General features: G+C 67.8%; 11 protein-coding genes. 5 read left to right on the top strand and 6 right to left on the bottom strand.

Annotated elements, in window-relative coordinates; translation table 11 throughout:
• Nucleotides 1–40 precede the first annotated feature (40 nt).
• The 5 genes from KDW96_RS16445 to KDW96_RS16465 all read left to right on the top strand — a co-directional run bounded on the left by KDW96_RS16445 (nucleotide 41) and on the right by KDW96_RS16465 (nucleotide 7183).
• Nucleotides 41–2191 carry a TonB-dependent receptor gene (locus tag KDW96_RS16445; protein WP_255837294.1) on the top strand — a complete coding sequence of 717 codons (2151 nt, stop codon included), beginning with the start codon at nucleotides 41–43 and terminating at the stop codon, nucleotides 2189–2191.
• A gap of 218 nt (nucleotides 2192–2409) precedes the next feature.
• Complete coding sequence (locus KDW96_RS16450) at nucleotides 2410–4764, top strand: PepSY domain-containing protein (protein ID WP_255837295.1); 2355 nt, start codon at nucleotides 2410–2412, stop codon at nucleotides 4762–4764.
• Between the two features lie 81 nt (nucleotides 4765–4845).
• The gene (locus tag KDW96_RS16455) at nucleotides 4846–5592 is read left to right on the top strand and encodes a 5-oxoprolinase subunit PxpA (protein WP_255837296.1); all 747 of its coding nucleotides are present in this window, start codon (nucleotides 4846–4848) and stop codon (nucleotides 5590–5592) included.
• Complete coding sequence (gene pxpB / locus KDW96_RS16460; protein WP_255837297.1) at nucleotides 5589–6266, top strand: 5-oxoprolinase subunit PxpB; 678 nt, start codon at nucleotides 5589–5591, stop codon at nucleotides 6264–6266. Before KDW96_RS16455 ends, pxpB begins: the two co-directional genes overlap by 4 nt.
• The gene (locus tag KDW96_RS16465) at nucleotides 6263–7183 is read left to right on the top strand and encodes a 5-oxoprolinase subunit C family protein (protein WP_255837298.1); all 921 of its coding nucleotides are present in this window, start codon (nucleotides 6263–6265) and stop codon (nucleotides 7181–7183) included. The genes pxpB and KDW96_RS16465 overlap by 4 nt, the downstream gene beginning before the upstream one ends.
• A 65-nt stretch (nucleotides 7184–7248) precedes the next feature.
• Here the strand turns inward: KDW96_RS16465 and KDW96_RS16470 are convergent, their stop codons facing one another.
• The 6 genes from KDW96_RS16470 to KDW96_RS16495 form a co-directional block, all read right to left on the bottom strand.
• Nucleotides 7249–8238 carry a peptide ABC transporter ATP-binding protein gene (locus tag KDW96_RS16470; RefSeq protein WP_255837299.1) on the bottom strand — a complete coding sequence of 330 codons (990 nt, stop codon included), beginning with the start codon at nucleotides 8236–8238 and terminating at the stop codon, nucleotides 7249–7251.
• On the bottom strand, nucleotides 8238–9212 hold the full coding sequence (locus KDW96_RS16475) for an ABC transporter ATP-binding protein (RefSeq protein ID WP_255837300.1): 975 nt from the start codon (nucleotides 9210–9212) through the stop codon (nucleotides 8238–8240). Before KDW96_RS16475 ends, KDW96_RS16470 begins: the two co-directional genes overlap by 1 nt.
• A 10-nt stretch (nucleotides 9213–9222) precedes the next feature.
• Nucleotides 9223–10134 carry an ABC transporter permease subunit gene (locus tag KDW96_RS16480; protein WP_255837301.1) on the bottom strand — a complete coding sequence of 304 codons (912 nt, stop codon included), beginning with the start codon at nucleotides 10132–10134 and terminating at the stop codon, nucleotides 9223–9225.
• 13 nt (nucleotides 10135–10147) lie between these two features.
• On the bottom strand, nucleotides 10148–11158 hold the full coding sequence (locus KDW96_RS16485) for an ABC transporter permease subunit (protein ID WP_255837302.1): 1011 nt from the start codon (nucleotides 11156–11158) through the stop codon (nucleotides 10148–10150).
• A 109-nt stretch (nucleotides 11159–11267) separates the two neighbouring features.
• Nucleotides 11268–12872 (bottom strand): ABC transporter substrate-binding protein, encoded by a 1605-nt coding sequence (locus KDW96_RS16490; RefSeq protein WP_255837303.1) that lies wholly within the window; start codon nucleotides 12870–12872, stop codon nucleotides 11268–11270.
• 107 nt (nucleotides 12873–12979) lie between these two features.
• Complete coding sequence (locus KDW96_RS16495; RefSeq protein WP_255837304.1) at nucleotides 12980–14581, bottom strand: ABC transporter substrate-binding protein; 1602 nt, start codon at nucleotides 14579–14581, stop codon at nucleotides 12980–12982.
• Between the last annotated feature and the right edge of the window lie 206 nt (nucleotides 14582–14787).

The following is a 14787-nucleotide window of genomic DNA, read 5'->3' on the forward strand; positions in this document are numbered from 1 at the left end:
CGATTAGAATCGCCGCTCTTTCTAATTGGGAGTGATTCGCATGCGCAAGTGTGGCAAGGGTTTGGGCAGTCTGCCGCAACGTCGTTTACTGGCCAGCGCTGTCGCGTCCGCCAGCCTGGTCTTCGGATTCACGCAGTCGGCTATCGCTGCAGATACCAGCAGCGTGACGCTCGAGCCGATGGAGGTGGTGCAGAAGCTGAACAGCTACGGCGTCGAGCGCACCCGCACCGCTACCAAGACCGATACGCCGCTACGTAACGTGCCGCAGTCCATCAGCGTCGTGACCGACACGCAGATTCGCGACCAGTCCATGCAGGGCATGGCCGACGTGGTGCGCTATGTGCCGGGCGTGCAGATGGCTCAGGGTGAGGGCCACCGCGACGCGCCCATCCTGCGCGGCAATGCCACCACGGCGGACTTTTTTGTCGACGGCATGCGCGACGACGTGCAGTACCTGCGCGACCTGTACAACGTCGAGCGGGTGGAGGTGCTGAAGGGCCCCAATGGCATGATCTTCGGCCGCGGCGGCAGCGGTGGCCTGATCAACCGGGTGACCAAGCAGGCCAACTGGACCGACGGCCGTGAAGTCGGCCTTACCTACGGTTCCTGGGAGAACCGGCGGATGACCGGCGACTTCAACCAGGCGGTCAACGAGCGCCTGGCGCTGCGCCTGACCGCGCTGTTCGAGGATTCCAACAGCTTCCGCGACCATGGTGAGCTGGAGCGCTGGGCGATCAACCCGACCGCGAGCTTCGCCCTGAGCGATGCCACCCTGATAGAGGTCGGCTACGAGCACTTCGAGGACGACCGCACCGTCGACCGCGGCCTGCCGTCCTTCACTGCGTCCGGGCGCAGCCGGGGCGAGCCGCTGAAGGTCAATGAGTCCACCCACTTCGGCAGCCCCGACGACAGCTTTTCCACCGCCGAGGTGGATGCGCTGAACGCTCGCATCAGCCATGAGTTCGCCAACGGCGTGCAGTTGAGCAACCAGACCCGCTACGCCGACTACGCGAAGTTCTACCAGAACCTCTACCCCTCCGCGGCCTACAACGCGGCCACCAACCAGGTGCAACTCGGCGCCTACAACAACGCCACCGATCGCATCAATCTGATCAATCAGACCGACCTGACCATCGCCGGCCACGCGCTGGGCTTCGATCACACCTTGCTGGTCGGCGCCGAACTGAGCCGCCAGGTCACGGAGAACTTCCGCGAGACGGGCTACTTCAATGCGGCCGGCACGCAGAAGAATACCTTCGTGACGCCGCAGGACAGCATCTATCAGGGGCCGGTGGTGTTCAGTCACAGCGCGACCGACGCCGACAATGAGAGCGTTGCCGACAACACGGCGCTCTACGTGCAAGACCAGATTCAGCTGACCCAGCACTGGGAACTGCTGCTCGGCGTGCGCTACGACAACTTCAAGGTCGATGTCGACGACTACAAGGGTGGCGTTCACACCCAGCTGGCCAGCTCGGACGATCTGTTCTCGCCGCGCGCCGGGCTGATCTACAAGCCGCTGGACAACCTGTCCTTCTACACCAGCTACTCGATTGCCTACGTGCCGCGCGCCGGCGAGCAGCTCGCCTCGCTCACGGCCAGCAACCGATCGCTGGACCCCGAGGAGTTCACCAACCGCGAAATCGGCGTGAAGTGGGACATCCATCCGCGCCTGGCCGCGACCGCAGCGCTGTACAACCTGGAGCGCACCAATGTGGCCACCGCCGACCCGAGCGATCCGACTCGCTCGATTCTGGTCGACGGCCAGCGCGTGCGCGGTGTCGAGCTGAGCCTAACCGGCAACCTCACCGATGCCTGGCAGATCACCGGCGGCTACGCCTACCAGAACAGCGAAATGCAGACCCCAGGCTTCGAGGGCAACGAGATCGCCCAGGTGCCGCGTGACTCCTTCTCGCTGTGGAACCGCTACGACTTGAACTCGCAGTGGGGACTGGGGCTCGGCGCGATCTACCAGAGCGACGTGTTTGCCGCGGCAGACAACAAGGTCGTGCTGCCAAGCTTCACCCGGTTCGATGCGGCGGTCTATTACACCGTCAGTCCAGAGCTGCGTCTGCAGCTCAATGTGGAGAACCTGCTGAATGAGGAGTACTACGCCTCGGCCCACGGCAACAACAACATCATGCCGGGCTCGCCGCTGGCCGTTGGCCTGAGCGCTAATGTCTCCTTCTGATTAGGTGCGCGGTCGTCGCCTCGACGCACGCTCGGCAGAAGGCCGCCTTACCGGGCGGCCTTCTGCCGACTGAAGCCTGGGGCCATCGGTGCAGTGGCGTGCAGCTGGACCTCTGTCTAGGCGCTTTCGCAGTGTAAATAGCCGGTAAAGTCCGGCAAACGCAATTCGTTCTCATCTAGTATCCGCTGCCCCCGTCACTCCTGCCTGGTGTCCGAACCGTGTTCAAGCAAATCCTCTTTCAGTTGCACTGGTTGCTGGGCATCAGCGCCGGCCTGGTGCTGGGCCTGATGGGCCTGACCGGCGCGCTCTACAGCTTCGAAGGCGAGATCATGCGCGCCCTCAATCCCCAGGTGCTGCGGGTCGAGGTGCGCGAGTCAGGGATGCTGGCCCCGGCCGAGCTGGTGGCGAGAATCGAGGCGGCCGAGGGCAAGACGGTCTCCGGCCTGTCGGTCGATGGTCGCGACGGCAACGCGGCGCGGGTGTTCTTCACCCCGCCGGCGGGCGAGCGGCGCGGGCCGATGCGTTTCTTCGACCCCTACAGCGGCGAGTTGTTGGCGCCGCCGGTGGGGCAGTCGTTCTTCGGCCTGATGCTGCAGTTGCACCGTTTCCTGGCCATGGGCGAGACGGGCAAGCAGATCACCGCCGCCAGCACCCTGGCGCTGCTGTTCTTCTGCCTGTCCGGCCTCTACCTGCGCTGGCCGCGCCGGGCATTGAACTGGCGCGCCTGGCTGGCGCTGGACTGGGGGAAAAAGGGCCGCGCGTTCAAGTGGGACCTGCACGCGGTCTTCGGCACCTGGTGCCTGGTGTTCTACCTGTGCGCCGCGCTGACCGGCCTGTACTGGTCCTACGACTGGTATCGCCAGGGTCTGACCCGGCTGCTCGGCGACGCGCCGGCGGCTCAGCGGGGCAACCCCGGCGGGCGCGGCGCGGCGCCCCAGGCGTTGCCCGAGGTCGATTACCGGGCGCTGTGGCAGGGCCTGCAGGACGCCGCCGGCCCGCAGCTGGCCAGCTGGAACCTGCGCCTGCCGGACCGGCCGGGGCAGCCGGCGAGCGTGTTGTATCTGCTGAGCGACGCCGAGCATCCGCGCGCTTACAGCCAGCTCGGCCTCGAACCGCTCAGCGGCAGGGTCAGCAGGCATGTCCGCTATGCCGACAGCTCCTTCGGTGCGCGTCTGCTGACCAGCGTCTATGCGCTGCACAGCGGCGAGTACTTCGGCCTGGCCGGGCGCATCCTCATGGCCCTGGCCAGTGCGGCCATGCCGCTTTTCGCTATCACCGGCTGGCTGCTGTACCTGGACCGGCGGCGCAAGCAGCGCGCGATTCGGCTGGCCAAGGGGACAGTGGCCGGGGCCGGCGAGGGTCAGGGCTGGCTGATAGGTTTCGCCAGCCAGAGTGGTCTGGCCGAGCAACTGGCCTGGCGTACGGCCGGGCTGTTGCAGGCCGCTGGCATGCCGGTGCAGGTGCAATCTCTGGCCGAGCTGAGCGAGCAGGCGTTGGCGCAGGCCCGTCGTGCGGTGTTCGTGGTCAGCACCTTCGGCGACGGCGAGGCGCCGGACAGCGCCCGGGGCTTCGAGCGGCGCCTGCTCGGCCGCGAAGTGGCCCTCGGCGACCTGAACTATGCCGTGCTGGCCCTGGGCGATCGGCAGTACCGGAAGTTCTGCGGCTTCGCCCGGCGTCTGCACGATTGGTTGGGCCGCCAGGGCGCCCGCAGCCTGTTCGCGCCGGTGGAGGTGGACAACGGCGACCACGCCACGCTGGCCATCTGGCAGCGCCGGCTCGGCGAACTGACCGGCGTGACCCTGCAGGCGCCGCTGGAGCAGCCCTTCGCCGAGTGGCGCCTGCTGGGGCGCGAATGCCTGAACCCGTCCAGTGGTGGCGCGCTGACTTTCCTGGTGCGTCTGCAGCCGCTTGCCGGGGCGAGCTGGCAGGCCGGCGACCTGTTGCAGGTGTTGCCACACAACGCCGAGGGCGCGGTGCCGCGCGATTACTCGATCGCCTCGCTGCCGGGCGATGGCGCCCTGGAGCTGATCGTGCGCCAGGCGCGTCACGGCGATGGTTCGCTCGGCCTCGGTTCGGGCTGGCTGACCGCCGAGGCGCAGCCCGGTGCAATGCTGAGGGTGCGTCTGCGCGCCAACAGCGCCTTCCACCCGCCGGCCGATGCCCGGCCGCTGATCCTGATCGGCAACGGCACCGGCCTGGCCGGCCTGCGCAGCCTGCTCCAGGCGCGCATTGTCGCGGGGCACTGGCGCAACTGGCTGCTGTTCGGCGAGCGCCGGGCCGCTCACGACTTCTACTGCCGCGAGGAGCTGCAGGGCTTGCTGGCCAGCGGCGAGCTGGCGCGCCTGGATCTGGCCTTCTCCCGCGATCAGGCGGAAAAGATCTATGTGCAGGATCGCCTGCGCGAGGCCGCCGCCGAGCTGCATCACTGGCTGGACGAGGGGGCGGCGATCTACGTCTGCGGCAGCCTCGACGGCATGGCCGCCGGCGTCGACCGAGTGCTGCGGGAGGTCCTCGGCGACGCCGCCCTGGAGCACCTGCGCGAGGCCGGACGCTACCGCCGCGATGTCTACTGAGGTGCACGGGAAGGGGCCAGGGGCTGCCTAAAGCGGACCATGGACTTTTCCCGGCGGCGGCGCGGCTCTAAGCTTGTGCCCATGAATAGACGAATACTGCTGAACTGCGACATGGGCGAGAGCTTCGGCGCCTGGAAAATGGGCGACGACGATCTGGCCATGCCCCTGGTCGACCAGGCCAACCTGGCCTGCGGCTTCCACGCTGGCGATCCGCTGATCATGCAACGCACCGTCGAGCTGGCGGTACAGCATGGGGTGCGCGTCGGCGCTCACCCGTCCTACCCCGACCTGCCCGGCTTCGGCCGCCGCCATGTCGCCTGCACGCCGCAGGAGGTGACCGCGCTGGTGCTCTATCAGCTCGGTGCGCTGGAGGCCTTCTGCCGCGCCGCGGGCACCCAGGTGGCCTACGTCAAACCCCATGGCGCGTTGTACAACGACCTGGTGCGCGACGACGCCCTGCTGGCCGCGGTGCTGGATGCCTGCGCCCTGTATCGCAAGGGCTTGCCGCTGATGGTGCTGGCGCTGGCCGATAATCGCCGCGAGCTGGAGTTCGCCGATGCCGCCGATGTGCCGCTGATGTTCGAGGCCTTCGCCGACCGCGCCTACCTGGCCGACGGTCAGCTGGCGCCACGGCGCCTGACCGATGCGGTGCACAAGGAGCCGCAGCGCATTCTCGACCAGGGCCTGGCCATCGCCCGCGGCGAGCCCTTCGCCGACATAGACGGCCGGCCGCTGCAGCTCTGCGCCGACAGCCTCTGCGTGCATGGTGACAACCCCGAGTCGCTGGCCGTGCTGCGGCGCCTGCGGGCGCTGCTGGACGCCGCGTGATCCGCCTCGAGCCGGCCGGCGCCGAGGCCCTGCTGCTGGTGCTGGCGGAGCAGCCCGATGGGCAGTTGCCGCAACGCCTGGCCCTGCTGGCCGCGCGCATCCGCGCGGAACTGGGACCGCTGCTCAGGGACCTGGTGCCCGGCTGGACCAGCCTGCTGCTGCACTACGACCTGACCCGCACCGATCATGAGCAGCTGACCGCGCGGCTGACCCCGTTGCTCGACCAGTGGCTCGGCGAGCCCCTGGCGAGCGAGGCAGGGCGCCTACACGAAATTCCCATCTGGTACGCCGGCGAAGACCTGGCCGACGTGGCGCGGCTGTGCCGGCTCAGCGTCGACCAGGTGATCGAGTTGCACTGCGCCGGCGAGTACCGGGTCGGCGCCATCGGCTTCGCCCCGGGCTTCGCCTACCTCGGCGAGTTGCACGAGCGCCTGGCGCTGCCGCGCCGGGCCAGCCCGCGCACCCGGGTGCCGGCTGGCAGCCTGGCCATCGCCGAACGGCAGACGGCGGTCTACCCGCAGGCCTCGCCCGGTGGCTGGCACCTGCTGGGCCTGTGCCCCTGGCGCCTGTTCGACGCCCGGCGCGAGCCGCCGTGCCCCCTGACGCTTGGCGACCGAGTGCGTTTCGTGGCCATCGACGAACAGACCTTTCGCGCCGAGGGTGGGCCGCTGTGAGCGGCTTGCGGGTTATCAAGCCGGGGCCGCTGAGCCTGCTGCAGGACGACGGTCGCCACGGCTGGCAACACCTCGGCGTATCGCCGGCAGGTCCCCTGGACCGTCAGGCCGCGGCCTGGGCCAACCGCTTGCTGGACAATCCCTGGGGCACGCCGCTGCTGGAGATCGCCCTGGGCTATGTCGAGCTGGAGGGCGAGCTGGACACCTGGCTGGCGCTGACCGGCGCGGAGGCCGCGGCGACCCTCGATGGCCGGCCGCTGCCGCCCTGGTCGCGCTTCGCCATCGGCGCCGGCCAGCGCCTCAGGCTGGCGTACGCCCACAGCGGCCAGCGCGCCTACCTGGCGGCGGCCGGCGGCTTTCACGCCGAGGCGGTGCTGGGCAGCGTCAGTGCCCAGGCGCGCGAGGGGCTGGGCGGTTTGCATGGCACCGGGGAGCCGCTGCGCGCCGGTGACCGCCTGGCCTGCCGCCAGGCCCGCTTCGCCCGTGGGCTCAGCGTGCCCTGGCCCTACCGGCCGGACTACCGGGCGACGCCGCTGCTGCGGGTGATAACCGGCGGCGATGCCGGCAGCTTCGAGGCCGAGCAGCTGGCGCGGTTCTTCGAGCAGACCTGGCGGCTCAGTCCGCAGTCCGACCGCATGGGCGCGCGCCTGCTCGGCGAGGCCCTGCAGCCGCCCAAGCGGCAGTGGTCACTGGGGGTGACGCGGGGGGCGATCCAGGTGCCGGCCGATGGTAAGCCGATCATCCTCCAGGCCGACCACCAGACCATGGGCGGCTACCCGATCCTCGGCTGGCTGCATCCCCTCGATCAGGACCGTCTGGCGCAGTGCCCGCCCCATCACAAGCTGCGCTTCACCCCGGTCAGCGTCGCCGACGCTCAGGCCGAGCTGCGCACCTTCTACCGCTTTTTCGGGCGCTAGAAACGCGAAACGCCGGGCGCGAGCCCGGCGTTTCTCCAGTTCCCTCAGCCCGTTACTGCGGCGCCTCAGGCGTTGATCCGCTCCGCATGGTGGCAGGCCACCTGCCGCGCATCGATCAGGCGCAGCGGCGGCAGCTCGCTGCTGCAACGCGCGTCGGCATAGGGGCAGCGCTTGTGGAAGGCGCAACCCGGCGGCGGATCGAGGGGGTTGGGCAGCTCGCCGGCGATCTTGATCTTCGGCTTGAGCGGATTGGGGTGGATGGCCGGGGTGGCGGAGAGCAGGGCCTGGGTGTAGGGGTGCAGCGGACGGGTGTAGATCTGCTCGCTGGGGCCCATCTCGGCCGGGCGGCCGAGGTACATCACCAGCACCTCATCGGCGACGTGGCGCACCACCGAGAGGTTGTGGGAGATGAACACGTAGCCGGTGTTGAACTCCTCCTGCAGGTCCATGAACAGGTTGAGCACCTGGGCCTGGATCGACACGTCCAGCGCCGAGGTCGGCTCGTCCGCCACCAGCACCTTGGGCTGCAGCATCATCGCCCGGGCCAGGGCGATGCGCTGGCGCTGGCCGCCGGAAAACATGTGCGGGTAGCGCTGGTAGTGCTCGGGACGCAAACCGACCTGCTGCATCATCGCCTGCACCTTCTCGCGCCGTTCGACGCGCGACAGGTCGGTGTTGATCAGCAGCGGTTCGCCCAGCTGGTCGCCGATCTTCTGCCGCGGGTTGAGCGAGGCATAGGGGTTCTGGAACACCATCTGCACGTCGCGGCGCAGCTGCTTGCGCTGCGCCTTGCTGCTGCCTGCGACCTCCTGGCCGGCGATCCGCAGGGACCCGGAGCTGGGCTCCTCGATCAGGGTCAGGGCGCGGGCCAGGGTCGACTTGCCGCAGCCCGATTCGCCGACCACGGCCAGGGTCTTGCCGGCCTGCAGTTCGAAGGACACGCCGTTGAGCGCCTGGACGCTGGCCGGTGGCTGGAACAGGCCGCGCGACACGCTGTAGTGGCGGGTCAGGTCGCGGGCGCTGAGCACCGCCTCGTTGTTGGCTTGGCCGCTCATCAGGCCACCTCGTCAGTCAGGTTAAGGGGGAAGAAGCAGCGCACCGCACCCTGCCCGTGGGCCTCCAGCGCCGGCCGTTGCTCGCGGCAGCGCGCCTGCGCGTAGGGGCAGCGCGGCGACAGCAGGCAGCCCTTGGGGCGGTCGTAGCGACCGGGGACGATGCCGGGCAGGGTGGACAGGCGCCGCGCGCCCAGGCTGTGCTCGGGAATCGCCTGGAGCAGCGCCTCGGTGTAGGGGTGGGCGGGGGCGTCGAACAGCTGCGGCACACGGCCGACCTCGACCGCTTGCCCGGCGTACATCACGCAGACCCGTTGGGCGGTCTCGGCGACCACCGCCAGGTCGTGGGTGATCAGCACCAGGGCCATGTCCTGCTCGCGCTGCAGGTTGAGCAGCAGTTCCATGATCTGCGCCTGGATGGTCACGTCCAGGGCCGTGGTCGGTTCGTCGGCGATCAGCAGCTTGGGTTCGGCGGCGATCGCCATGGCGATCGCCACGCGCTGGCTCATGCCGCCGGAGAGCTGGTGCGGGTAGGCGTCGAGGCGGCTGGCGGCGCCGGGGATCTCGACCTTTTCCAGCAGTTCCAGGGCGCGCTGGCGGGCCGCCTTGCCCTTGAGACCGAGGTGCTGGCGCAGCACCTCCTCGATCTGGAAACCCACGGTGAAGCTGGGGTTGAGCGCGGTCATCGGGTCCTGGAAGACCATCGACAGGTCCTTGCCGACGATGTGCCGGCGCTGCTTGCCCTTCAGGCGCAGCATGTCGGTGCCGTCGAACTGCAGGCTGTCGGCGGCGACCCGGCCGGGGGCCTCGATCAGGCCCATCAGGGCCATCATGGTCACCGACTTACCGGAGCCGGACTCGCCGACTATGGCCAGCACCTCGCCGCGATCGACGCTGATGTCCAGGCCGTCGACCACCGGTACGGCATTGGCGTCGCCGAAGCGCACGCTGAGATTGTTGATCTGCAAAAGGCTCATGGGCGGCTCCTCAGACGGCATTCTTGAGTTTCGGGTCCAGCGCGTCGCGCAGGCCGTCGCCCATCAGGTTGATCGCCAGCACGCTGAGCAGGATGGTCAGGCCGGGCAGCGAGACCACCCACCAGGCGCGTTCGATATAGTCGCGCGCCGAGGCCAGCATGGTGCCCCACTCGGGAGTCGGCGGTTGCACGCCGAGGCCGAGGAAGCCCAGGGCGGCGGCGTCGAGGATGGCCGAGGAGAAACTCAGGGTGGCCTGGACGATCAGCGGCGCCATGCAGTTGGGCAGCACGATGACGAACATCAGCCGGCCCAGGCCGGCGCCGGCCAGGCGCGAGGCGGTGACGTAGTCGCGGTTGATCTCGCCCATCACCGCGGCACGGGTCAGGCGCACGTAGGAGGGCAGCGAGACGATGGCGATGGCGATCACGGTGTTGATCAGGCCTGGGCCGAGGATGGCGACGATGGCCACCGCCAGCAGCAGCGAGGGCAGGGCCAGCATCACGTCCATCAGGCGCATGATCGAGGGCCCCAGCAGGCGCGGGAAGAAGCCGGCGACCAGGCCCAGGAGGATGCCCGGGATCAGCGACATCAGCACCGAGGACAGGCCGATCAGCAGCGACAGGCGGGCGCCAAAGATCAGCCGCGAGAGCAGATCGCGGCCCAGCTCGTCGGTGCCGAGGAGGAACTGCGCCTGGCCACCTTCCAGCCACACCGGCGGGGTCAGCAGGAAGTCGCGGAACTGCTCGCTGGGGTCATGGGGCGCCACCCAGGGGGCGAACAGCGCGCAGAACACGATCAGCAGCATGAACAGCAGCCCGGCGACGGCGCCCTTGTTGTGGGCGAAGGCCTGCCAGAATTCCTTGAGCGGCGAGGGGTAGAGCAGGCTCTGGTCGATGACCGGCATTTCGGTGGAAGCATTCATGGTCCGGTTCTCCTCAGCGCTGATGGCGAATGCGTGGGTTGGCCAGGCCGTAGAGGATGTCCACGACGAAGTTGACCAGGATCACCAGGCAGGCGATCAGCAGGATGCCGTTCTGTACCACCGGGTAGTCGCGGGCGCCGATCGACTCGATCAGCCACTTGCCGATGCCCGGCCAGGAGAAGATGGTCTCGGTCAGCACCGCGCCGGCCAGCAGCGCGCCGACCTGCAGGCCGAACACCGTGAGTACCGGGATCAGCGCATTGCGCAGGCCATGGACGAACACCACCCGGGACGGCGACAGGCCCTTGGCGCGGGCGGTGCGCACATAGTCCTCGCGCAGCACCTCGAGCATCGCCGAGCGAGTCATGCGGGCGATCACCGCCAGCGGAATGGTGCCCAGCACCACGGCGGGCAGGATCAGGTGCTGCAGGGCGTCGACGAAGGCGCCTTCCTCATCCGACAGCAGAGTGTCGATCAGCATGAAGCCGGTGACCGGCGGGATGTCGTAGAGCAGGTCGATGCGCCCGGACACCGGGGTCCAGCCCAGGCCCACGGAGAAGAACATGATCAGCAGCAGGCCCCACCAGAAGATCGGCATGGAGTAGCCGGCCAGGGAAATGCCCATCACCCCGTGGTCGAACAGCGAGCCCCGTTTCAGCGCCGCGATCACCCCGGCGATCAGGCCCAGGGTGCCGGCGAACAGCAGGGCGGCGATGGACAGCTCGAGGGTGGCGGGGAACAGGGTGAGGAACTCGTGCCACACGCTCTCGCGGGTGCGCAGCGATTCGCCCAGGTCGCCCTGGGCCAGGTCGCCGATGTAGTCCAGGTACTGGGCGTACAGCGGCTTGTTCAGCCCCAGGCGCTCCATGGCCTCGGCGTGCATCTGCGGATCGACCCGGCGTTCACCCATCATCACTTCCACCGGGTCGCCGGGGATCAGGCGAATCAGGGCGAAGGTCAGCAAGGTGACGCCGAAGAAAGTGGGGATCAATAGCCCCAGGCGTCTGGCGATAAAGGCAAGCATGGGATGTCGGTACTCCAACGGCTGGATCGGTACGCCGGGTCACATGGCCCGGCGATCTTGTTGTGAGGGGAGGATCAGCGCGGCCTGCCGCGGATGAGGTTCGCCGCATTCATGGCCGTGACACCCGGGCGTAGTTGTTCGAGCCCATGGGGCTCAGGACGAAGCCGCGCACGTCCTTGCGCAGCGCGCTGAACTGTCTGGGGTGGGCCAGGGCGATCCACGGCGCCTGTTCATGAAAGATAGCCAGGGCCTGGCGATACAAGGCGGCTCGCGTGGCCTGATCCGCTACCTGGCGGGCCTGGGTGATCAGGCGGTCGAACGCGGCGTTGCACCAGCCGGCCTGGTTCTCCCCGGACTCAGCCGCCGCGCAGGACAGGTTGGGGGTGAGGAAGTTGTCCGGGTCGCCGTTGTCGCCGGCCCAGCCCATGAACACCAGGTCGTGCTCGCCGTTCTTGGCCCGCTTGATCAACTCGCCCCACTCGAAGACGCGGATGTCGGCGTCGATGCCGATGGCGGCCAGGTCGGCCTGCAGCATCTGCGCGCCGATACCCGGGTTGGGGTTGGTCGGGCCGCCGCCGGGGCGGGTCCAGATGGACAGCTTGAAACCCTCGGGGTGGCCGGCCTCTACCAGCAACTGCCGGGCCCGCTCGACATCGCGTGGCCAGCCCTGCAGCTGCGGGTCATGGCCCCAGAGGGTCGCTGGGTAGGGCGCCACCGCCGGGCTGGCGCCGCCCTCGCCATACTGGGCCCGCAGGTACGCGTCCTTGTCGAAGGCCAGGTTCAGCGCCTGGCGCACGCGCACGTCGTCCAGCGGCGGGCGGCGGGTGTTGATGCCGATATAGGCGGTCAGCAACGAGTCGAGTTCGAGGACCTGCAGGTCGGGATCGGCCTTCAGTGCCGGAATGTCCACCGGCCGCGGATAGAGGGCGATCTGGCAGTCGCCGGCCTTGAGTTTCTGCTGGCGCACGTTGGGTTCGGGGGTGATGGCGAAGATCAGCTTGCCGATCCGCGGCGCGCCGTCCCAGTACGCTGGGTTGGCCCGGTAGCGTACCTGGGCATCCTTGGCGTAGCGCTCGAAGATGAAGGGGCCGGTGCCGACCGGCAGGCGGTTGAGTTGTTCGGTGTTGCCGGCAGCCAGTAGCTGCTCGGCGTACTCGGCCGAATAGATCGAGGCGAAGGCCATGGCCATGTTGGCCAGAAAGGGGGCCTCGGGGTGACGCAGGACGAAGCGCACGCGGTGCGCATCGAGTTTCTCGATGCGCTCGATCAGCTGCGCCATGCCCATGGCCTCGGCATAGGGGTAGCCGCGCAACGAGCTGCCGTGCCAGGCATGCTTGGGGTCGAGCTGGCGCTGGAAACTCCAGAGCACGTCGTCGGCGTCGAGCGCGCGGCTGGGGCTGAACCAGGCGGTATCGTGAAATTTCACCCCCCGGCGCAGGTGGAAGGTGTAGCTCAGACCGTCTTGCGCAATCTCCCAGCGCTCGGCCAGGGCAGGCACCACCTCGGCGCTGCCCGGGGCAAACTGCACCAGGCGCTCGAGAACGGTTTCCGCGGCGGCATCGGCGGTGGTGGCGGCGGTGTACTGGACGATGTCGAAGCCTTCGGGACTGGCTTCGCTGCACACCACCAGGCTGTCGCTGGCGGCATGGACCTGGCTGGCTGCCGCGAGCGCGGCGACCAGCAGCAGGCGGAGTAGGGGTGAGTGTTTTGGCATTGCAGCGTTCCCATGGGTCGGAGAGGCGGATCAGGGGGCAGCCGGATAGGCCGCGCTGAAACGTAACCCGGGCCGGTGGGTAACCGGCCCGGGTATTCACAGGGGAACTACTTGGTGACGCTTACACCGTAGAAGGAGTTCACGCCGAACGGGCTGATCTTGAAGTCCTGCACGTTCTGACGCATCGGCTGATAGACCGTGGAGTGGGCGATCGGGGTGATCGGCACCTGGGCCTTGAGGACGTGCTGGGCCTGCTTGTACAGCTCGGTGCGCTTGGCCACGTCGGAGGTACGCTTGGCCGCCTGGACCAGCTTGTCGTAATCCTCGAAGCACCACTTGGAGAAGTTGTTGCCGTCCACTGCGTCGCAGCCGTACAGGGTGCCCAACCAGTTGTCCGGGTCACCGTTGTCACCGCTCCAGCCGATCAGCATGGTGTCGTGCTCGCCGGCCTTGGCCCGCTTGAGGTACTCACCCCATTCGTAGGTGACGATATTCGCTTTGATGCCGACCTTGGCCCAGTCGGACTGGAGCATCTCGGCCATCAGCTTGGCGTTGGGGTTGTACGGGCGCTGCACCGGCATGGCCCACAGGGTGATCTCGGTGCCTTCCTTGACGCCGGCGGCCTTGAGCAGTTCCTTGGCCTTCTCGGGGTTGTAGCCGGCGTCCTTGATGGTGTCGTCGTAGGACCACTGGGTCGGCGGCATGCCGTTGACCGCCAGTTGGCCGGCACTCTGGTAGACCGCGTCGAGGATCCCCTGCTTGTTCACCGCCATGTCCAGGGCCTGGCGCACTTCGAGCTTGTCCAGCGGCGGGTGGGTGACGTTGTAGGCGATGTAGCCATCGTTGAAGCCGGCCTGGGACGGCATCTTGATGTTCGGGTCCTGCTTCAGCGAATCCAGGTCGGCCGGGCGCGGATTGAGGGTGATATGACACTCGCCGGCCTTGAGCTTCTGCATGCGCACCGAGGCATCGGTGTTGATGGAGAAGATCAGGTTGTCGACCTTCACATCGTCGGGCTTCCAGTAGTCCTTGTTGCCGGTGAAGCGGATCTGCGCGTCCTTCTGGTAACGCTTGAACACGAAGGGGCCGGTGCCGATAGGTTTCTGGTTGATGTCGGCGGCCTTGCCGGCCTTGAGCAGCTGGTCGGCATACTCCGCCGAATGGACCGAGGCAAAGCTCATCGCCAGGTTCTGGATGAACGCGGCGTCCACCTGATTGAGGTGGAAGCGCACGGTGTGCTCATCGACCTTCTCGACCTTGGCGATGTTGGCGTCCATCCCCATGTCGGTGAAGTAAGGGAACTCGGTGGGGTAGGCCTTGCGGAATGGATGCTCCTTGTCGAGCATGCGCTGGAAGGTGAACAGCACGTCGTCGGCGTTGAAGTCACGGCTCGGCTTGAAGTATTCGGTGCTGTGGAATTTCACTCCGGGGCGCAGGTGGAAGGTGTAGGTCAGACCGTCGTCGGACACTTCCCACTTTTCCGCCAGGCCGGGAATGACCGCGGTACCGCCGCGCTCGAATTGGGTCAGGCGATTGAACATGGTTTCCGCGGCGGCGTCGAAGTCGGTGCCGGTGGTGTACAGGCCGGGGTCGAAGCCGGCGGGGCTGCCCTCCGAGCAGAACACCAGGTTGCTGGCGGCGTGGGCGAAGGGGGCGCTGGCGATCAGCCCAGCAACGACCATGGCCTGGATGACGGCGTTTTTACGCATGTTGACCTCATGTTTTATTGTGGTTGTCAGCGTGAGGGGCCCCTTGTGGAGGCCTCGCAAGAAACTATGCAGGGCATATTCCCGAGGCAAGTGGCATCTTGGACAGAGCCCAGCAACTGTAGGCGTGCTGTACGTAGTTGTCGCATTTACGAAACTTTACGCCCGCCAAGCTGGCAAAACGCCGCCATCCGGGGAGGAGGGCGGCG

The organism is Pseudomonas benzenivorans (assembly GCF_024397895.1).
Taxonomy (GTDB): Bacteria; Pseudomonadota; Gammaproteobacteria; order Pseudomonadales; family Pseudomonadaceae; genus Aquipseudomonas; species Aquipseudomonas benzenivorans_A.

Excerpts from the sequence above, each read along its gene's own strand:
- KDW96_RS16445 (WP_255837294.1), top strand. The coding sequence starts at position 41 with ATGCGCAAGTGTGGCAAGGGTTTGGGCAGTCTGCCGCAACGTCGTTTA.
- KDW96_RS16455 (WP_255837296.1), top strand. The coding sequence starts at position 4,846 with ATGAATAGACGAATACTGCTGAACTGCGACATGGGCGAGAGCTTCGGC.
- KDW96_RS16470 (WP_255837299.1), bottom strand. The coding sequence starts at position 8,238 with ATGAGCGGCCAAGCCAACAACGAGGCGGTGCTCAGCGCCCGCGACCTG.
- KDW96_RS16475 (WP_255837300.1), bottom strand. The coding sequence starts at position 9,212 with ATGAGCCTTTTGCAGATCAACAATCTCAGCGTGCGCTTCGGCGACGCC.
- KDW96_RS16480 (WP_255837301.1), bottom strand. The coding sequence starts at position 10,134 with ATGAATGCTTCCACCGAAATGCCGGTCATCGACCAGAGCCTGCTCTAC.
- KDW96_RS16485 (WP_255837302.1), bottom strand. The coding sequence starts at position 11,158 with ATGCTTGCCTTTATCGCCAGACGCCTGGGGCTATTGATCCCCACTTTC.
- KDW96_RS16490 (WP_255837303.1), bottom strand. The coding sequence starts at position 12,872 with ATGCCAAAACACTCACCCCTACTCCGCCTGCTGCTGGTCGCCGCGCTC.
- KDW96_RS16495 (WP_255837304.1), bottom strand. The coding sequence starts at position 14,581 with ATGCGTAAAAACGCCGTCATCCAGGCCATGGTCGTTGCTGGGCTGATC.